The following is a 20,107-nucleotide window of genomic DNA, read 5'->3' as shown; positions in this document are numbered from 1 at the left end:
AACCGGTCCGCTATTCCCATGCCATTTGCCCGGATATTGATCCGGAACATCAGGCATATACTTGTAAGGAGCCGGTTCTCAACCAAAACACTGCGTGTTATGAAATTAACCGCCATTATTATGCTCTTTTTTTCCCTGCACATCTGCGCACGCGGATGGTCGCAAACTGTCACCTGTTCTGTTGAAAACATCTCTTTAAAAGATGCTTTCTCCATTATAAAAAAACAAACAGGATATGTCGTTTTTTATGAGCCGGAAATATTAAAAAATGCAGGGAATGTAACCATCGATGCTCATAATATGTCGTTGCCCTTGTTCCTTCAGGTATTACTGAAAGACAGACAGCTGGCATATTCCATCGAGGAAAAAACCATTTTCATCAGGCAACAGGTGATAAGGTCAGACGCAATTCCCGTTCAACAGCTGCAAGTTGTAAGCGGGAAAGTGAAAGATAAGAGCGGAGCGCCCGTTGCCGGCGCGTCGGTGCGACTGAAACCTGGCAACAAGGGTACCACCACCAATGCCACCGGCGACTTCAACTTCTCCGGTATTGCGCCCGGCTACTACCAGCTGGATATCTCTTATGTGGGCTACCTGCCTGTCAGCAGATATATTGCTGTAAATGCCAGCCAATCGTTAGTAGTAGATTCATTGGTGCTTTCCACGGCTGTCAGTTCATTGCAAAGCATTACAGTATATAATACCGGCTACCAAACCTTGTCGAAAGACCGGAGTGCCGGCAGTTTCGCCAGGGCAGATATGAATATAGTAGCTAACCGGAGTACCAGCATGGATATTGTACAACGGTTAGATGGGCTCATTCCGGGGCTGGTACTTAACAATGCTCCCACGGGCTTTAGTACATCCGGACCTGCCTCCGGGAATAATATCCTCATCCGGGGCTTATCATCCATCAATGCGGGAAAAGCTCCGTTATATGTCCTGGATGGTATTGCGATCACAGATCTTTCTACGGTTAACCCCAATGATGTTCAGGATATAGTAGTGCTAAAAGACGCCACCGCCGCCTCTATATGGGGAAGCAAAGCTTCCAACGGTGTGATAGTGATCACTACTAAAAAAGGTAATCGCCATGAAACTCTGAAAATGGAGTACGATGGCTTTATCAGTTTTCGTGGGAAACCTGACCTGGATTACATACCATACATGCACAGCAAACAATATGTGGCCACCATCCGGGAGATCTTTGACCCTGTTAGCAACCCATATGGTACACAATCTTCGCCAGTAAATGGAAATGCAGTAATTACTCCTGTGGAGAAAATATTGTACGATCAGTACCGGGGCCTGATACCCGCGAGTGTGGCCAATGCACAGCTAGACAGCCTGGCTGCTAACGATAACCGTGGGCAAATAAAAGACCTCCTGTACCGGAATGCCTGGCTCTCCAGTCATACATTGTCACTAAGAGGAGGTACCAATAACTACGCCTTCTACGGCTCGCTTGCGTATACAGGGAACCAGGCCAGTACGCCGGATATGAACAATACGTATAAAGTAAACGTGCGACAGGATTTTACCTTCAACAAGCGGATCACGGCCTTTCTCATCACCAACCTTATCAACAACATTTCATCCGGTAAACGATCGCTGAACGTAACCAACCAGTTTGTTCCCTTCCAGTTATTCCGGGATGCCAGGGGAAATAATCTCTCCGCTTCCTGGTTATACCGCACCGATTCACTCACCAATCGTTACCAGGCCCTCAGCGGTGTAAACCTGGATTATAATCCGCTGAACGACTGGAATGCCGGCTATACACGGCAAAATAACTTCACCGCCATGCTAACATCAGGGATCACCATTAAATTGGTGAAAGGGCTACGGTTTGAAGGCATTTATGGCTTTACCCGCGGTGCAGGAAAAAACACTACGTTCGCCGATCAATCATCATTTGATGTTCGGAATGAATTGGTGCAGTTCACTGCCGCATCCCCTATACCGGGAGGCTCGCCTGTATACTACCTGCCCGGCAAAGGCGGCAGGCTCACGACCAGTAATTCCAACCAGCAAAACTGGACCGTCCGCAATCAGCTTGTATATGACATGGCGTCTGCAGATCAACGCCATCAGCTGGTTATGCTGGGAGGGCAAGAAGCCAGTGCTAACCGGTTCAACATCGCTGCCACTACCGTCAGGGGCTATAACCCCGATATGCTTACCGCATTGCCAGTGGATTATGTTTTACTGGGGAATGGCCTCTATAATACGATCATGCCTAACAGTTTCGGCAGAAGCGTGCTGGGTTACGATGGTTACAGTGAAAATGAAGCTGAAACACGTACCACTTCCTGGTACGGCAATGCCGCCTATACCTACAACCGGAAATACACGGTTAATGCCAGTCTCCGGAACGACCAATCCAACCTGTTCGGAAACGATAAATCTGTTCAGAATAAACCGATCTGGAGCGCTGGAGTAGCCTGGTTACTGCATCGCGAATCCTTCGCTGAACAGTTTACCTGGCTCGATCGCCTCGCTATCCGTGCTACTTATGGACTCACAGGTAATCAGCCGCTTCCCGGTACTGCCGCTTCCTTTGACATCCTGGGCGCCACTACCAGCACCGCCTATCCCGGGGGAACAGGACTTTACCTGTCTTCTTACGCCAACCGGAAACTCAGCTGGGAAAGCACTAAAACTATCAACTTCGGAGTGGATTACGCCTTTCTCAAAAACCGTATCAACGGTAGTATAGATGTTTATTTCCGGAACACCAGCAACCTGATAGGAAACATGCCGGTAAATATTTTTTCGGGAGCTTCCAGCATCATCGGTAACATGGGCGATATCAAAAATAAAGGAATAGAACTCACTTTAACAACCGTTAACCTGGAATACAGGGATTTTAGCTGGAGTACTATATTAACCGGTGCATGGAACCATAACCGCATTACCAGGCTAAACCTCCAATACCCGATCACTACTGGTTCCATGCTGAAAGACACCAAATTTGTGGAAGGATATCCAGCTTTTGCACAATTTGCTTATCAATTTGCCGGACTAGACAACCTCGGTGATCCGCAGATCTACCTGGATGATAAACGGGTTACTAAAACACGTGATGCAGCGATGGTTAAAGACATGCGGTATATGGGTTCCTACCAGCCTACCGTAACCGGTGGATTTATGAATAGCTTCCGGTATCGCAATTATTGGCTCTCCGTCAACATGGTTTATAACTTTGGCGCCGTGTTGCGGCGAGACGTACCCGGTATAGGGCAACTTACGGGGCCGCTTGGCGGAAGAATGATTCCGAATCCCGGCATGTTCCAGGGCAACATCTACACCGACTTCGATAACCGCTGGAAAAAGCCAGGTGACGAAGCTTTTACCAATATTCCTTCCTATGTGAGCAGCAACGCTATCAGTAATGGGCGGCGCAATCTTGATTACTATACCTACGGAGATATCAATTTCTTCAAAGGAGATTATATCAAGATTAGGGATATTAACCTCTCCTATAGTCTGCCAGCCTCACTGGTTTCCCGGATCAATACCTCTGATATTACATTGAGAGCAGGCATCTCCAATGTAATGCTCTGGAAAGCAAATCACTATGGTATTGATCCCGAATTTCAGGATGTAATACTGGGAACCAGGAGCATTCCGGTGAATCAGCATAGTTTTTCCATAGGTGCTCATGTAAAGTTCTGAGTAGTTAAAAAGATGCAATTATGAAAGTTACTTTTAAGAATACGATCCGCATAGCCATGCTGCCGATACTGCTGCAATGCGCCTGTAATAAGGATTTCCTGGATATACGCCCAAAGGGTAAACTGATCGCCTCCAGTATTAACGACTACGACCTGTTGTTGAACAATGTTTCGCTACTCACGCGAAACAATGAAGTAACAGTACCCATGGGAGATGAGATATTGGCGGTAGATAATATGTTTACAGGCACTACCCTTCGTGCACAAAGACTTTTCCGCTGGGAAGATGTGATTTATAATGATAATGAACAGGCCCCGGAAATGGACTTCTCAGATATTTACATTTACAACAAAATTATCAACGAAGCAGGAAGCGCCGCGGATGGCACAGTACAGCAACAACAATCGCTGATTGCAGAAGCTAAAGCGATGCGGGCATGGAGTTATTTCCAATTGATCAATTTCTACGGTAAGCCCTACCAGAAAGCTACCGCAGCCAATGATCCCGGTCTCCCGATAGTAACAACTTCCGATGTTACGCAGCACAATTTTACCCGGGCTAATGTACAGGACGTGTATAATTTTATCATCAAAGATCTCAGTGATGCTATCCCGCTGCTACCGGTGAAAATCACCTCCAGGATACGCATGGGACAGGCTGCAGCACAGGCATTGCTTGGCAAAGTGTATCTTTTCATGGGTAATCCTGAAGCGGCACTTCCTTTGTTGGATGCAGCAGTGAATAATATTTCGCTTACAAGCGCCGGTACTAATGCCAGCAATATGGCGTTATACGATCTGAATGTTACCATGGCAGATGGCGGTCCATGGGGATATAATATGGCCTTCCCACCTTTCTCCTTTGGTATTCCCAGTATATCAAACAACACGGAAAGCCTGTTTGCACGGCAGTTTATCAACTATTGGACCTTTAGCAGTGCGGAGTTTGCGCTCACTCCTGAAACAGTGCAACGCTATTCTTCCTCTGATCAACGCCTGAAATTTCTTTCCGCATTTTCTTCTCCCGGCACTCCGTATCCGGTTGCCGGAAGCAGACGTAAGTTTGGTATGATAGCCTGCTATAACGGCATCACGCTGCCTGATTTATACTTGCTTCGCGCCGAATGCAGGGCAAGGCTCAACGACCTTCCTGGCGCGGAAAGTGATGTGGAAATGTTGCGTACGAAAAGAATGAGCGCCGCGGAGGCCTCCCTTCCACCCGGCATGGGCCAGGCTGCTATGATTCAGTTTGTAATCGAAGAACGTATCCGGGAATTTGCCCTGCAAGGGCAGCGCTGGTTCGATATGCGCCGGCTCTCCACGGATCCCCTCTTCAGCCAGGCCACCTACCGCCACTATTATTACGATGCCACCGGGAAAGTAGTGGCTAGTTATATCCTGAAACCAGAACGCCTCACTTTAAGATTGCCACAGGTGGTCATAAACCAGAACCCCGGCATGATTAATAACCCATAAATCAACGCAATATGAAGAAAATATTTCTGACAGCCTGTTTATTTACTATTTACGCAACTAATGTCCATGCTCAAATGGATACTAGCCTACAGGCGCTTAACAAAGCCTTTTTTTCCGAACGTAACCCAGACAAAAAGATCGTGATCCTGGAGCAGATAAAACAATACCCTGCTCACGGCAATACTGAAATACTACAGGGCGATATTGCGAGGGAATATGCTGCGGCCGGAAATCTGGACAAATCGATCCACTGGCTTTCCGGGATTACCAGCCCAGACGGCCATTTGTATGTGGCAGAAAATATCGCCGGTATCCTGCACCAGCAAGGTAATCCCGCTTATGCTATAAAATTGCTCCAGCCGGAAGCAGACAGTATCTCGCGGCTGTTTTTGAAAAATAAAAACGATAAACAGGTACTGACTATATACGGTAAGCTGTTATCTGTATTGGGCAAGGCGCTTTACGCCAACAGGCAGCCCGATAAAGTGGTAGCCTGCCTGCGCCCGTTGTATGCTGTATCCGGCAAGTTCTTTCCCATAGATGCGGAAGACAAGATTGTCATCAACATTACCCGTGGCCATTATGACTTCAGAACGGATAATCTTACCTATACCTATGCCTGTGCGCTGGAAGCAACGGGCAATAAAAAAGAGGCCTTGAAAGTACTCACCAACTTAGAACTGGCTGGGGTTGAACAGGATACCCTGTTGCGATCGGACATTGACCGGCTTTGCGTTACTGTCCCGAAAGGCCGTGCTTTGTACCGTCAGTGGAGAAATGAAGCCATTGGGGAAAATTTCCGCCTGGTAAAAATGCTTGCTGCAAGCAAAAAACAACCTAATGGCGAAACGATAACCCCTGGCGCCTGGCAGGGCAAATATTTGCTGATCGATTTCTGGGGAAGCTGGTGCCACCCCTGCAGGGCCAGTCATCCACACCTGAAAGAACTGTATGAAAAATACCATTCGAAAGGACTGGTCATTATAGGTGTAGCCAATGAAACAGGCAAAGACATTGCACAGCAGCGCAAGACATGGTTGCAGGCTATTGCCCAGGATCAGCTTCCCTGGTACCAGTTGCTGAACAACGAACAACAAACGCAATTTGATGCAGTAACTGCCTTCAGGGTAAATGCATTTCCTACAAAGATTCTTTTGGATAAAGATGGGAATATCGTGGGACGTTATACCGGTAACGGAGACGGAAGCAATGAGCTGACAGCACAGCTGGAACAAGTTTTTAGGTAGGAAAGCATAAGTCCCTGTAAATATAGCTATTGCGTGTTTACAGGGACTGCTTTAACAGCTGTATGCGACCAAACCGTCGTTATTCTCCTTTCTCCCCGAAATTCACCAGTTCTTTATTTACCTCCTCCAGCAATTGCTTTTCAGTTGGAAGATATAGCTCATATTGACTGGCAATGATTTGCTTCTGTCCTTCCGGTAATGTAAATTTTACCACAGCGTCGTTTTTATCCACGCAAAGTAAAATACCTATGGTGGCGTTTTCGTGCGGCAGTTTCTCTATCCGGTCGTAATAATTTACATACATCTGTAGTTGTCCGATGTCTTGGGGGCTAAGCCCCTTGGTTTTTAATTCAATGATTACAAAACATTGCAGTAACCGGTTATAGCATACCAAATCTACATAGAACTCATCTCCATCAAGATGGATTCGTTTTTGCCTTGCCACAAATGAAAAGCCGTTGCCTAATTCCAATAAGAAATCCTGTAGGTGAGTAATAATGGCACTTTCCAGGTCTTTCTCATAATACGACGCTTCACGTTTCATGCCCAGGAATTCCAATAACATAGGGTCTTTAATGATTTCTTTGGCATCGGAAGGGAGTTTTTCCTTTTTGGCCACCGCAAGGACACTTTCTTTGTCATTGCTCAGTAAAAGTCGCTCATATAAACTGGTGTAAACCTGCCTTTCTAATTGTCGCGAAGTCCAGTTGTTCTTGATCGTTTCAGCAATATAAAATGTTCTAGCGTCCTCATTACCAACGCTTAATAATAGTTTGTACTGGGTCCAGCTCAATTGCGACCGCACTGCGGACGCAATTGGGAACAGGCGATAAAACTTGCGATACCGCTCCAGTTGCCTGACCGAAAAACCGCTGCCAAATTCCGGTTGAATTTTCTCAGAAAGATACTTTATCAGGTAGGTACCATAATCTGCCCGGTCTTTCCCGGCTTGCTCTTCTTCAAAAATACGTTTACCAATATGCCAGTACATCAGCGTCCGCTGATGGTCTACCGCACGAATGGCCTTTTCCCTTGCATCTGAAATGATTGATTTGATGTCTGTAATAAAAGACTGGTTGATTAACATAATGATGGTTTTACAATTTGCATTGATATGATTAACAAAATCTCTTTTTTACTAAAATATTATCCGGGTCTTGTTCGCAGTTGCCCGGTTTCGCCGGGAGTTAACCCACTAAAAACAAAACAGCGATACAAGTTCTCACTGAACTTCTATCGCTGTTGTATTATGTGAGGAGCCAATATTAGCTCCGGGAACCTATTAAAAAGCTTTCAAAAACTGTCTGAATTTCTTATATTTACTATGACGAACGTAAGTACAATTTACTATCCGTACATAGTTGTTTAATTATCATTTCATGATGAACACACACGTCGATAAAACCCAACTAAACAAAACCCAGGCATCCCCTAACACGGCTGTTCAAAAGCAAAGTTACAATATTTCAGCTTTTGAATTTGTTAATAACAGCCCCAATGTTATGGTGCAGAAAAAAATACAGCACGTTATAAATAGCAGCTCGCGTATAGAGGGTTCGAAAGCTTATCAGGGAATGGCAAATGATAGCCCTCGTGTTGCGCAGCTAATAGCCTTTCAGGAAATGGCCAATAACAGCCCAAGGTCCCGGCAAACGGCTCCAATGCAGTCAATGGCGCAACAGCCTCCCATTCAGAAGAAAGAAAATAATACCGGGTTGCATGATAACTTAAAGTCTGGTATTGAGCGTTTATCTGGTTATTCCATGGATGATGTTAAAGTCCATTACAACTCTGAAAAACCTGCCCAGCTGCAAGCGCTTGCCTATGCTCAAGGTACGGATATTCATTTAGCACCCGGGCAGGAAAAGCATCTGCCTCATGAATCATGGCATGTTGTGCAGCAGAAGCAAGGTAGAGTGAAGCCTACCATCCAGATGAAAGAAGGGGTTAATGTGAATGATGATGCTGGACTAGAAAAGGAAGCCGATGAGATGGGAGGAAAAGTGCTCCAACAAATGAATGGAAATAAGAATGTTGAGGTAGTTAATAGATCCGTGAATAACAAAACGATTCAACGTCAAATTCATTTTTCTGGTGGGGGAGCTGAGCATCTGCCGTATTTGATTGATAATTTCTCTTTGAGAAGCCCTTATTTTAAAATGGTGGTTACTAATCCGGAAATTAACCTAACCGTTAGTTTAAAAACAGGAGTAGCTAAAAATGAAAAAGAAAAAGGAAGTAATGGCTTGACGCAAGCCTTTATGAAATGCGGACGTAATACTTATTACATGGGGCCGGGAAGCGATCCTGGTACACTTTTAAAAGCTGCCATGGATAGTAAAGACTACAAAAATTTAACTGGGATGGACATCGTTGTCAATATTTATCAAAACCCGGTTGAAGGCGTGACAAAAAGTTTTGAAGCGATGATGACCACTTTTGCGCACGAGTGGGAGTTACATATTCAACCAGCACTCCAAATGTATGTTTTAATCAAGACCCGTGCAAAGGAAAAAGATCCACAGGAAAAAGGAAATGTAGACCAGGAATTGGCTGAACATACCACATTGATGATGGGCGGCGAGGACGCCGAACATGCAGAAAAGACATCCAGGTTTTCTCTGATTGTAACACTCCTGAAAGCAATGGAAGCAATAAATGAAGGGGAAGGTGGTAAAAAAATGAAAATAGCCTTCCTGGAGCAGGTGCATAATTTACATATTACACCGGAAGAACTGGAGGAGTATGAACCTGAATTACAAGAAGAAGGTTTGACTGCTGAAACCTGGATCAAGGTATTGAGAGAAAAGTAATTAATAACCCCGCTACTTTTAGCATTTTTTACTGTCAAATAGGCCTGTGGTAATATGAATATGCATGCTGACAAAATACAAGGAAGTAAAAGCCAACCGGCGGCAAAGGAGTTTGCTCCAAAGCAACCTAAGGTTGGGGATGCCTTTAAGTCCGTGGACAACAGGCCTATAGCCATTGCTCAAAGAAAGCTACAGCACATAGCGAACAATAGCCCAAGGATTAAGCAGGCTGCTCAATTGCAATCAATGGCTTATAATCATCCTGCACATGAAGCACGGAAAGCCATCCAGATGAAACGAGGAGTGAATGTAAATGATGATGCTGGATTAGAAAAAGAAGCTGATGAGATGGGAACAAAAGCCCTTGAAATGAAAAATATTTCAAATGGGCATGGTACCAAAGGAGTTAATCGATCCACTTCCCAGTTGAAGCGCGTGGATGGTACACAAAAGGATGTGATTAGCTTTAAACTGGCTAGTGATAAATTAAATGTGGTGGAGGAGGACCATAAACACTCTGATCCCATCCGGGAGCAAGAAAAGGATTACAACGCATCATTAGGTTTGCCCAGAGAGGAATACTTTGAAGAATATCAATTTCATTACAAAGATCCAAAGACAGAGGAAGTGAAACCGGCTGATAATCCTGTCAAGAGGGTTGTTTTTGCGGCTGCTAAAGTATACGAACTGATAAACTTTCTTAGCGAACAAATCAAAAAAAGTTATAGCCCGGATGATATTGCCGGTGATGCAGAGGTAATTATACAAATACAAGAGACTTTAGAAAACATTGGGGATGTTCAGTATATTTTAATCAATGAAGACATTGGCCTGGAGGATGGAAGCTTTAAAAAAATACGCGATGACATTAAAAAATGGGCCTACCTGGCTGGATATGCCTTAGGTAACCTTCAGCAGAGATTGGAGGGCTCGGCCCGCCCAAGCGCCAGTCAATTCAAGGAATTGACTGCATTATTAACGCAATATGATGACAATATGCATACCCGGGTAGGAGACCTGGCGGGGCGTGCAAATTTCCTGCTCACCGGTGAAGTTCCTCCGCAAGAACTGGATCAGTGGTTCCGCGCGCTCGATCCAGGTATGTTAGTTTCCGCAACATCAATGAACCGATCAGCCGAATTCCATACTGCAGCCCAGGCTGAATTTAATAAACCTGCTGTGTGGAAGGTAGGATATGTTCACTTTGCGGAGATGGAGATGCGAGCAGCAGAAGATCCGGCAAAGTATCATTCCGAACCACGTGATAGTTACGATGAAGATGTACAGAAATTTATGCTGTCCAAATCAAAATGAAAAAGCAGGCATTCTTCTCTATTGTGCGGATGCCAGGCTTTCTACGCCCATCTGTTTTCTTAAATTCCCTAATGCATAACGTACCCTGCCCAAAGCTGTATTGATGCTGATACCAATGGTTTGCGCTATTTCTTTATAGCTCAGGTCGGCATAGTAACGCAGTATCAATACTTCACGTTGCAAGCGGGGCAGGCGATCCAGCATCACGTTGATTTCTTCGGTGATCTCTGCTTTGATTATGCGGTGTTCCTGGCTATGCTCTGACAGTTCCATGTTATTGCCCAGGTCGTCGTTGTAGCTCGTCACTATCTGTGGCCGGGTATGTGTTTTTCTGAAATGGCTGATACAGGCGTTGTGTGCAATTCTTACCGCCCAGGCCAGGAAACGGCTGTTATCCGTATACTGACCGGATTGCAGCGCATTTACAATTTTTATAAATACTTCCTGGAAAATATCCTCTGCCAGGTTACGGTCTCTGACCAATAATACGATAGTAGTAAAGATCTTGTTTTTATGGCGGTGTACCAGTGTGGTAAACGCCGGGTTATTTCCTGCAATATACAGGCGGATTAACTCCTGGTCCGTAAGGTTACTATATAGGTTCATGCTGGTTTCGTATAACGTTGTCAATAGATTTTGGGAAGGGGCCGCCTTTAATAAGGCAGCCCTGTATATACTGGAGGTTGTATTAGCCAACCTAGTCCTTAAGATTTAAATATTTTTTCACCTGGTTGTAGTCATTCCAGTCGATCCCCGCCGCTGTTCTGGCGTTTACGCCACCGGGAATAATCACATATCTGTACTGGTAACGTTTATCCGTGGCAGTGGTACTGATAGGCGCGTTGGCAATCAGGTCAATTTTACCGGCGGATGCCACAAATCTCACGAGATAGCCATTTTCATCTACATACGGTAACGGCTGTACGAACGGAGTGGCTGCTGTACCCAGGTTGATATATACGTTGATAGAAGCGTTGGCCAGCATTGATGCATTGAGCTTGGCTGCAGTGAGCGTGTATCCGAACAGGATGGTATTAATACTGCCATCCTGGTTGCGGATGGTATCTACCGGCGCAAACTTTACATCCTGCCAGGCAGAATAAATAACGTTGGCGCTGCCCGGAACACCTGAATCACCTTTGGGGCCGGTGGAGCCGGGAATACCAGAAGGGCCGGCAGGACCGGCAGGACCAGCGGGGCCCTGCGCTCCGTCTTTGGAGCAGGCCGCAAAGAATAATACAATAGCAGTGATCAATGCATAGGGCATAAAGCGTGTAACCTGTTTCATAATGACAATTGTTTGTTTTTTATTTATGAATGAAAAGAGTAAAAAAAGTAATAATGCTACCATACGTTCCGTGGGCAGGTGTCGCCGTACTTGTTGCCCAACAGGAAACCGATCATGATTTCATGTGTGCCTTTTGTAACGGTGTTTAGCGAAGACGCTGTATAGTCGTAAGAGTAGCCAATGTTAAACTGTGAGTTGATGTTCACGCCAAACATAGCTGCCACACCATCGTGCAGCCGGTAGGAAGCACCCAACCAGAGCCGGTCGCGGTACATAAACCTGGCGTTGATATCTATGCTCAGCGGCATCGCTGTAATCATTTTCAGCATTACGGACGGCATCACATTGAGATCGTCGTTTAACCATAAGCGATAGCCCGTTGTAAAGAATAAATGTGGCACCAGTTTGCCGCTGTAAACAGAATCGCCTACTACTTTGCCGTTATCAAAACCAATTTGCTGTGGGATAATATTCTGTACAGACAGGCCCGCGAAATAATCGGCAGAGTAGAGCCAAAGTCCGGCGTTTACTTCTGGTTTCCATTTATTTAGTACGCCGGAACTACTGCCCAGCACAGGGTCGGAAGGATCAAAGAATTCTACTTTGCTGGCATCAAGACTAACCTGCTGCATCCCTATTCCGATGCCGGCACTCACGCTGGTTCTGGGAGACAGGTTGATATGATGCGCATAAGCGCCTGTTACAGAAAAACGATTCAGCGGTCCAGTTCTGTCGTTCAGTACAGTAAGCCCCACGCCAGGATGTGGCGGCGGTGTAGTATAATCCCGCCAGTAAGCCTTTCCCCGTGGATTATTGCCGTCAGGATCGAAGCCGGTGGGAGAGGCGGTACTGTAATCCGATTTATGCAAAGGCCCCTGGAGGGTGAGGTAGGTAGTTACCGGTGAGCCTTTCATGCCTACCCACTGATGCCGGTGACTTAAACGCAGGTCCCAGTAATTTTCAATACCTGCCAAAGCCGGATTGATAATAAATGGATTCATGATATACTGCGTATAATGTGGCTGTTGTTGTGCCTGCGCAAAATGCAGCAGCAGCAGTAACCAACCTGAGAGCACAATCTTTTTCATGGATCAGTGATTTTGGGTGAAACAGCCATGGCTGTTACTTTTTGATAATGGTAAAAGCAGTTCTTCTGTTCTTTTGTCTTCCTTCCGGGTTGTCGCTGCCATCTTCCAATGTGTTAGGTGCTACGGGTTGTGTAGCGCCATAGCCTATGTAAGTGAGCCTGTTCCGGTCGATGCCTTTGCTAACCAGGTAATCCACACAGCTCTTTGCACGGGCTTCCGAGAGGTGTTGGTTCAATGTAGCAGAGCCTTTGCTGTCGGTATGCGCACTCAGCTCTATGTACATCCCTGGATTGGCATTGAGGAGCTCTACGAGTTTATCCAGTGAAGCATAGGAGGCTTCCTGTAAAGTGGCTTTGCTGAAATCGTAGTATACATTTTCCAGTACAACGGGCGCTTCTGGCTTCGTGAGTTTCGCGAGGCATAATACCGGCACCGTCATAGCGGTAGTGTCTTCATTAACCGGAAGGGTTATCTGCTGTGAGTTGGTCGTATACCCGTCGGCATTAGCCACTGCTTTTAAGGGCAGAAAGTCCGGGATGGTGAAAGCGTAGCTGCCGTCTGGGCCAGTTTGTTGGGTAGATACCACTTTATTGCTGACGGTATCTATAATATTAACGGCAGCGCCGGCCAGCGGTGTTTGGTTGTCGCAGGATACAACCGTGCCGCTAAGTTGTTTTAACGGCCGGTTTTTATGCACAAAGAATAATTCCAGGCAGCATTCGGCGGCCCGGTCGGTACCCAGCAACACTTCATCCAGCAGGTTTTTATTATTGCTCCTGCTGGTGAAATAGATATCGTCTTTTACTGAGTTCACCGGGTAGCCCATGTTCACCGGCGCTTTCCAGCTACCGATATTTCCTTTGGAAGCAAAGAAATCATAGCCCCCCATGCCGATACGGTTATCCGCCGAAAAGATCAGGGTGCCGGTGGCTGCGTGGTAGAATGGCGCCTGTTCATTGCCGGCGGTGTTGATCACATCGCCCAGGTTAGCCGTTTGCAGTGGCTTGCCACTTTCGTCGAGGGTGGCATACCACAGGTCGAAACCACCGTATCCATCGGCCCTGTCGCTGGCGTACAATAGTGTTTTGCCATCTCCTAAAAGGTATGGTTGCTGGGTATTATTACCTGTGGTGTTTACCATGGCATCCATGGGGACCGGGTCATTCCAGTGGTCCCCGTTTTTGCGGGAGAGGTAGATGGATGATATTTTTTTGCCATGATCTATATGCCAGCGGGTGAGGAACAACATTTGCCCGTCGGGCGACAAACAGGCCGCGCCCTGGTGCAGTCCTTCCGGCTGATCCATCCGCAACAGGCGGATATTGGACACCTGTCCCGCGTCATAATCGGCTGTATATAGGCGGTTGATATACGTATGATTTTTCTGGAAAGAGCTATCGGGCCGGGTAGAAGTAAAGATCAGGTTGCTGCCGTTGCTCCACAAGGGTGCGTAACTGGCGCCGGTGGTGTTTAAAGCCGCCGGCGCTTTTGTTACTTTGTACTCCGACAGATCTTTTTTATTTAATTGGGCGGTGATAAATTCCAGGTTTTGTAATTCCCTTTTAGCCGCTTCACTGAATTTATCATTGGCGCCGTAACCGTTCAGGAAGTTGCGGAATGCCTGGGCTGCTGCTTCATATTTAGCCAGCGCCCGCAGGGATACGGCATAGTAATAGGCGGCCAGCGGGAAACTGGTTTTATCCAATTCCATCACCGATTCATAATGCGGCGCGGCCTTGCCATAATTATGGAGGTTACGGTAACTCTCGGCCAGCTTATAAACGGCCTGTTGCCCGCTGCTTACTTTTACTGTTTTATTTTTGGTAACAGATACGGCTGCATAGGGTTTATAGGTATCGGGCTTCACGGTTTTGTTACGGGAGCCGAGATACTTTTCATAGTAAGTAGCCGCTGAATTATAATCGGCTTTGCTGTAGTATTGATCCGCTGCTTTAAGGTAGTTATACGTAAACTGTGCATACGATACCATTGCTGATAACAACACTGCTGATGTGAAGAATATTTTTTTCATGAGATACTGTTGCTTTAGAAGTTGATTACAATCTTGGACAAACGAATTCCACATCAGGTGTTCTTACCGATCTGCGGCCGATGAATGTTAGTGATATTTCAAAGCTGTTGGAGCCATGCGCCATTTTGCTGAGATCAGAAGTATTGATATCATAGCTGGCGCCCAGCATCATGTTTTTATAAATAAATCCCGCATGCGTGGTGATGGCATCTTTATACCTGTAATTCAGGCCCAGCAGGAAATCGGTTCCGGGAGCGGCATTCAGCTGTCCGTAGGCGCCGATCATTTTTTCCTGGGCGGGTCCCTGTTGCATAAAGAGGAAGTTGGGCGTAATACTCAGTATATCGGATAGCGTTAGTTTTACGCCACCGTGTACATTAAAGCGCATCGGGAAACGGGCATCACCTTTCGCACTGAACTGATCCTGTGGTTTTGTGAGATGCATGACAGAAAAGCCACCATAGATATTGAATTTTTTCCCGGGGGTGGCATCATAATATAATGCGCCGGCGCCTGCATCAAAGGAAGCCGCCGAAGTGCGCGTCAGCGCATCGGACACCGGGTTGCCGGGGTTGTAGCCGGTTACGGGATTCCACTGCTCTCCATATGTAAGCTTGGAGGGATCAAATCTGCGCTGTATAAAACCCAGCTGCAATCCAAAGTTTAGCTGGTGATAATGCGATGCATCCAGCTTTACGCCGGTATAAGCTGCGCTCACATAGGCAGTGGTATAGTTGTATCCGCCATCGCCGGCGGTTTGGTTTAATACGCTGGCGCCCATGTTGATATTACGGCTGGTGGGTATTTCGCCACTCACGCCATAGGTCTTAAACGGACTGATGTTACCCCATTGGGTGCGGTAAATGGCCGCTACCCGGTAGTCGCCGTCAAATACACCGGTTAATGCAGGATTTAACCAGGACGGGTACACGTAGTACTGCGAAAAGTGAGGGTCTGTTTGTGCTATCAGCCGGGTGCCGGTGCATGTGGCCACAACAAGGAGGACTAGGGTTGCAATGATTGTTCTCATTTACAATATGATTTTATGTGAATGATTTACTTTACCTGATAATTGTTACGTAACCTGTTATAGGTGCAATACCTGCCCGGAGCCGGATTACATAATAGTAAGTGGCCATTGGGAGTACGTTGCCCTTGAAGCGGCCGTCCCATGGTACGTTATAGCCGGTCGAACGGTATATTCTTTCTCCATACCGGTTGAATACTTCCACGGTACTTTCTGCATAATCAGCCAGGTTGGTGATGATCCAGGTATCGTTGATATTATCACCATTGGGAGAGAAGGCACTTGGTGGTGCAACAGGTTTCAGCACTTTTACCGTCATGCCGTCACGCGCTATGCAACCATGCTTGCCGATTGCGGTCAGCGTATAGGTGGCATCGTGCATAGCAGGTATTACCGGCGACAACACTGTTGGATCAGGGAAGTCGGCTGCCGGGGTCCAGGCGAATTGCAGGTTTACTGAATCGTTGGCTACCGGTTTGAAACTGATGATAGTGCCTTGTGGTACAACAAATGAAGGCCCTGCATCAATTACCGGTTGCAGATAAACAATAACTTTGCTGCTATAGGCGGAGGAGCCACAACCCGACTGGTTGGATACCTGTAACTGTACATTGTATTCACCGGGCGCCGTATACTTTTTTACCGGGTTTTGATCGGTAGAAACAGTGCCATCGCCAAAGTTCCACTGCCACTTGTTGATAGTGCCGGTGGCGTCGGTACTTTGATCTGTGAATACGTTATCAGTGCCCTGGCAAAGGGTGTCCGGCGCGACTTTAAAGGAGGCGGTTGGCTGTCCGAAGAAAGCGGTGAGCGTTTTAGTAGCTGAATCTTTGCAGCCATATGCACTGGTGGCTACGAGTTTTACATCAAACGGTCCGAAGGCCTTGTACTGCCAGGTAGGATCTTTGGTGGCAGTGCCGCCACCGCCGTCGCCAAAATTCCATTGATAGGCCAGGCTTGTTTTATCTTTTATCGTAGTGAGATTAACAAAAGCAGCATTGCCATCCGGCATACATACTTTGGCCGGTAAGCTAAAATCTGCTACTGGTAAAGGATGTACCAGCACCGCAACTTTGGCAGTATCACTGATACAGTTATGATCACTCACCGCCACCAGCTTCACGAGGTAGTTGCTGTCTTTCTGGTAAGTGATGGTAAACGGATTGTTATTGGTGTTGTTTTGTTGTGTACCGTTTGCCAGGTCCCACTTCCAGTTGGTAATGCTACCGGTGGAAATAGTTGACTGGTCGGTGAAGGTGGTGTTTTGACCCAGGCATAGATCTGCGGCGGCGGTAAAGGCCGCAGCAGGTTTAGGATATACTACCATGGTGGTGGAGATGGAATCGGCGCAACCACTATCGGTATTAAATATGTACCAGATGGTATGCGTACCCGCGCCTGCCATGGAAGGAGTAAAGGTGCCACTTGAATCGGTGGCTGGTCCGCGGTAGTAGCCCTTTCCGGTTACGCCGTTCTGGATGGTGGCTTTACCAATGGCTACTGTGCCCGGCGTATTTACACAAACACCGGTCAGTGCCGCGTACGCGAGCTGTGGTTTTAGTTTAAAGATAGCCGTTACCATAGTATCTTTCGTACAGCCTTTATCGGTAGTAACACTGTATTTAATGGAATAAGTGCCAAACTTCGTATAGGCATGCGTAGGATCTTTCAGTACAGACGTATTCGGGTTTGTTCCCGTGGCATTGGCGTCCCCGAAATTCCATGCATGTGCAGTCAGTGTTTGCGCATCCGGTACCGTGGCTCCGCTGGTAAACTGTACCAAACCTCCAACAGGCAGGCAATCGCCAGGATAGCTGAATAGCGGTGTGGGCTTGGCGTATACCGTTACGGTTTTGGACACAGTGTCGCTTACACATAGGTCACTTACTTTTACTACATGCTTTATGGTGTAGGTATTGTGATCTTTGTAGGTAATCGTTTGTGCGGCGCCGGTAGTGGCAGTTAATACAGAGTCGTTACCAAAGTTCCAGTACCACGATTTCAGTGCAGCGGTGCCGCCGTATGTGGAGTTGTCGGTAATTTTTAACACGCCGGCTTCGCAGAGCGAAGCTGCATCGGTAGTGAATGTTGCTACTGGCTTAGCTACGGTAGCCACCTGGAAGGCGGTGTCTCCCACACAACCATCTTTTGATATAACGGTCAACTTTATGGCGGCAGTGCCTACGGGGAATACTTTGCCTACCTTTATGCCGCTATCTTTTACCGCCCCCGGGAATTCCCAGTTCCAGCGGTCAATCAACGGATCTTTCAGGCTGGTATCTCCCTTAAAATATACCGTGTCCAGCGTACAGCCGGTATGCGCATAGGTCATTACGGCGCGGGGCTTGCCTTTCACCAATATAGTAAAGCCTACTTTTTCGGTGTTCGTACAATTTTCTATGCTGGGATGTGTTGACATTACCGGGATATCATATTCTCCGATAGTGCTGAACTGGTAAGTGCCGGGCAAGGAGTATTTATAGTAGGTGATACCATTGATCAGCACTGTGCCGGTACTTACCGGTGCGTTCACCGTTACATCTGCATTCGGTGTAATAACAGTGCCAAGGGAGCTGAGCTTCCACACCATTTTGGTGGGTTTATAAGCCATTAAAATGGACAGCTCTACCGGTGTATTGGTACAGGTGAAGTCATTAGATGTTTTAGAGGTATCATAACTGTTATGGATAGATCCTACCGCGTTGAGGTTGTTGATCAGCGTACCGGCGTTGTAACCGTAGCTTTCCACACTGCCCAAACCATAGGTAACGGCGGTAAATGCGGAGTCGCTGCTTACAATACATTGCGCGGGAGCGGCCGGCCATCGCTTTATCACTACCGTATACCCGTTGAGGTTAGGGTGCGGATAAGCGAAGTCATATAAGGGGCTGCCATCTATCCGCAGAGAGGTAAGGCCAGCCGTAGGGATGATCATGGTGAGATAGTTGACTTCTATAAACTCCCGGTCGTTGCGATAAAAGCCTATTCTTTTAATGGCCTGTTCCACCGGGCTTAAGTATACCATCTCCGGATCGCCAAGTCCGCTGTTATTGCCACAGGCGCCCGACGATGACATGAACTGTGCTACCAGCACAGGTTTGTTAGATTCAATGTAATCGGCCGTATTGCTGACAAACTCATAGTATGAATTGGCGATCAGGCCGGTGAGAGTGACGCCATTTCGTTTTACAATAGTAGTAGGATCTTTTACCGCTACTTTATAAATGTTAAACTGCAGCGTAGCGGGTATAGCATCATCTGAAGTCGGTGCTGTCAGATAGTGTTTACCCCATGCCTGGAATGGAAAGATCTGCTGGATATTATTATCACCGCTGCTACTGGTGTTGTTACAGGTGATGGCGGTACGGCTGCTGCCGGAGAATACCGCTACGGGGTAACATTGCCCCATAGGGTTGCCGATAGACTTGATAGTGGTACCAGTCAACTGACGCCCAACGCCACCGCCAAGTGAGGCGCCTACCAGCTGGTAAATATCGCCACGGTTCAGCGTAACCGTAAAAGGTACGCCAGCAGGGCGACCATTACGGGTAAGTACCGAAGGGGTAATTTCCACCACGGTATTATTCTGGTTGGCAATTACAAACATCCAGGAAAAACAATCATCTGCATAGTTCTGCATACTGTTGACTGAAATATAGGAGTAGCCCCAGGTTTCTTCCGGCATAAGCATGGTAGCGCCGGAAGAGGCGCTGCCATAGATATGCGCATACGCTACGATGGGTACATTGCTTTGTATGTGAATAGACTTACCGGTAAAAATGCCTTCCCCGCCAGTGCCGCCAAAAGAAGGCGGGAGGGAATAAAGCCTGGCATCAATGGCGCCTGATTTTGGAATCAGGTCCGATGCAATCACGGTATTGGCCGGGATGTTGTAAGTACGCGTCCAGGTAGTACCGGTGATGCTAACGGTAACCGTAGCCGGCTGTTCAGCACTGAGGTACAGGATCATTTCCTGGCTGTTGCTCTGACCCATTTCCATAAACTGATGGTGTCCGTAGCCCACCCAGAAATCTTTCCCTTTGTTGGAAAGATTCTGGGCGTATGCAACATTGGCTACGAACTCAAACAGGATGAGGGATATGGCAATCAAATGTGCTTTGTAATATATTAGCTTGGTTGACATC

Annotated in this window: 12 protein-coding genes; 5 read left to right on the top strand and 7 right to left on the bottom strand. The window is 46.9% G+C overall.

Going from position 1 to position 20,107, the window contains the following annotated elements; all coding sequences use genetic code 11:
- Positions 1-99: 99 nt before the first annotated feature.
- The 3 genes from HGH91_RS21325 to HGH91_RS21315 all read left to right on the top strand — a co-directional run bounded on the left by HGH91_RS21325 (position 100) and on the right by HGH91_RS21315 (position 6,400).
- Positions 100-3,678 carry a SusC/RagA family TonB-linked outer membrane protein gene (locus HGH91_RS21325; protein ID WP_168740830.1) on the top strand — a complete coding sequence of 1,193 codons (3,579 nt, stop codon included), beginning with the start codon at positions 100-102 and terminating at the stop codon, positions 3,676-3,678.
- A gap of 20 nt (positions 3,679-3,698) precedes the next feature.
- Entirely contained in the window at positions 3,699-5,153 is a 1,455-nt protein-coding gene (locus tag HGH91_RS21320) for a RagB/SusD family nutrient uptake outer membrane protein (RefSeq protein WP_168740829.1), read from the top strand.
- A gap of 74 nt (positions 5,154-5,227) precedes the next feature.
- Positions 5,228-6,400 (top strand): TlpA disulfide reductase family protein, encoded by a 1,173-nt coding sequence (locus tag HGH91_RS21315; RefSeq protein WP_168740828.1) that lies wholly within the window; start codon positions 5,228-5,230, stop codon positions 6,398-6,400.
- Between the two features lie 79 nt (positions 6,401-6,479).
- Here HGH91_RS21315 and HGH91_RS21310 read toward each other — a convergent pair whose 3' ends face one another.
- Positions 6,480-7,487 (bottom strand): YhcG family protein, encoded by a 1,008-nt coding sequence (locus HGH91_RS21310; protein ID WP_168740827.1) that lies wholly within the window; start codon positions 7,485-7,487, stop codon positions 6,480-6,482.
- A gap of 292 nt (positions 7,488-7,779) precedes the next feature.
- Between HGH91_RS21310 and HGH91_RS21305 the strand changes: the two genes are divergently transcribed.
- Together HGH91_RS21305 and HGH91_RS21300 are read left to right on the top strand one after the other, a co-directional pair.
- Positions 7,780-9,213, top strand: coding sequence for a DUF4157 domain-containing protein (locus tag HGH91_RS21305; RefSeq protein WP_247651802.1), 1,434 nt, complete (start codon positions 7,780-7,782; stop codon positions 9,211-9,213).
- 54 nt (positions 9,214-9,267) lie between these two features.
- Positions 9,268-10,527 (top strand): hypothetical protein, encoded by a 1,260-nt coding sequence (locus tag HGH91_RS21300; protein WP_168740826.1) that lies wholly within the window; start codon positions 9,268-9,270, stop codon positions 10,525-10,527.
- 18 nt (positions 10,528-10,545) lie between these two features.
- Here the strand turns inward: HGH91_RS21300 and HGH91_RS21295 are convergent, their stop codons facing one another.
- From HGH91_RS21295 to HGH91_RS21270, 6 genes are all read right to left on the bottom strand, one after another.
- Positions 10,546-11,133, bottom strand: coding sequence for an RNA polymerase sigma factor (locus HGH91_RS21295; protein ID WP_168740825.1), 588 nt, complete (start codon positions 11,131-11,133; stop codon positions 10,546-10,548).
- A 91-nt stretch (positions 11,134-11,224) separates the two neighbouring features.
- Positions 11,225-11,815, bottom strand: coding sequence for a collagen-like protein (locus HGH91_RS21290; RefSeq protein WP_168740824.1), 591 nt, complete (start codon positions 11,813-11,815; stop codon positions 11,225-11,227).
- Between the two features lie 56 nt (positions 11,816-11,871).
- On the bottom strand, positions 11,872-12,903 hold the full coding sequence (locus tag HGH91_RS21285; protein ID WP_168740823.1) for a type IX secretion system membrane protein PorP/SprF: 1,032 nt from the start codon (positions 12,901-12,903) through the stop codon (positions 11,872-11,874).
- Positions 12,904-12,937: 34 nt separating this feature from the next.
- A complete protein-coding gene (locus HGH91_RS21280; RefSeq protein WP_168740822.1) occupies positions 12,938-14,935 on the bottom strand; it encodes an OmpA family protein in 1,998 nt (665 codons plus the stop codon).
- A 25-nt stretch (positions 14,936-14,960) separates the two neighbouring features.
- Positions 14,961-15,965, bottom strand: coding sequence for a PorP/SprF family type IX secretion system membrane protein (locus HGH91_RS21275; protein ID WP_168740821.1), 1,005 nt, complete (start codon positions 15,963-15,965; stop codon positions 14,961-14,963).
- A 31-nt stretch (positions 15,966-15,996) separates the two neighbouring features.
- A complete protein-coding gene (locus tag HGH91_RS21270) occupies positions 15,997-20,106 on the bottom strand; it encodes a PKD domain-containing protein (RefSeq protein WP_168740820.1) in 4,110 nt (1,369 codons plus the stop codon).
- Position 20,107 lies beyond the last annotated feature (1 nt).

The sequence above is a fragment of the Chitinophaga eiseniae genome, assembly GCF_012641265.1.
GTDB lineage: Bacteria > Bacteroidota > Bacteroidia > Chitinophagales > Chitinophagaceae > Chitinophaga > Chitinophaga eiseniae_A.
The sequence above is the reverse complement of the archived record's forward strand: the minus strand, read 5'-3'. Positions and strand labels throughout refer to the sequence as shown.

Bases quoted from the DNA above. Each gene is read 5' to 3' on its own strand.
- HGH91_RS21275 (WP_168740821.1), bottom strand. From the start codon at position 15,965: ATGAGAACAATCATTGCAACCCTAGTCCTCCTTGTTGTGGCCACATGC.
- HGH91_RS21280 (WP_168740822.1), bottom strand. From the start codon at position 14,935: ATGAAAAAAATATTCTTCACATCAGCAGTGTTGTTATCAGCAATGGTA.
- HGH91_RS21285 (WP_168740823.1), bottom strand. From the start codon at position 12,903: ATGAAAAAGATTGTGCTCTCAGGTTGGTTACTGCTGCTGCTGCATTTT.
- HGH91_RS21295 (WP_168740825.1), bottom strand. From the start codon at position 11,133: ATGAACCTATATAGTAACCTTACGGACCAGGAGTTAATCCGCCTGTAT.
- HGH91_RS21320 (WP_168740829.1), top strand. From the start codon at position 3,699: ATGAAAGTTACTTTTAAGAATACGATCCGCATAGCCATGCTGCCGATA.
- HGH91_RS21310 (WP_168740827.1), bottom strand. From the start codon at position 7,487: ATGTTAATCAACCAGTCTTTTATTACAGACATCAAATCAATCATTTCA.
- HGH91_RS21305 (WP_247651802.1), top strand. From the start codon at position 7,780: ATGATGAACACACACGTCGATAAAACCCAACTAAACAAAACCCAGGCA.
- HGH91_RS21290 (WP_168740824.1), bottom strand. From the start codon at position 11,815: ATGAAACAGGTTACACGCTTTATGCCCTATGCATTGATCACTGCTATT.
- HGH91_RS21315 (WP_168740828.1), top strand. From the start codon at position 5,228: ATGGATACTAGCCTACAGGCGCTTAACAAAGCCTTTTTTTCCGAACGT.
- HGH91_RS21325 (WP_168740830.1), top strand. From the start codon at position 100: ATGAAATTAACCGCCATTATTATGCTCTTTTTTTCCCTGCACATCTGC.
- HGH91_RS21300 (WP_168740826.1), top strand. From the start codon at position 9,268: ATGAATATGCATGCTGACAAAATACAAGGAAGTAAAAGCCAACCGGCG.
- HGH91_RS21270 (WP_168740820.1), bottom strand. From the start codon at position 20,106: ATGTCAACCAAGCTAATATATTACAAAGCACATTTGATTGCCATATCC.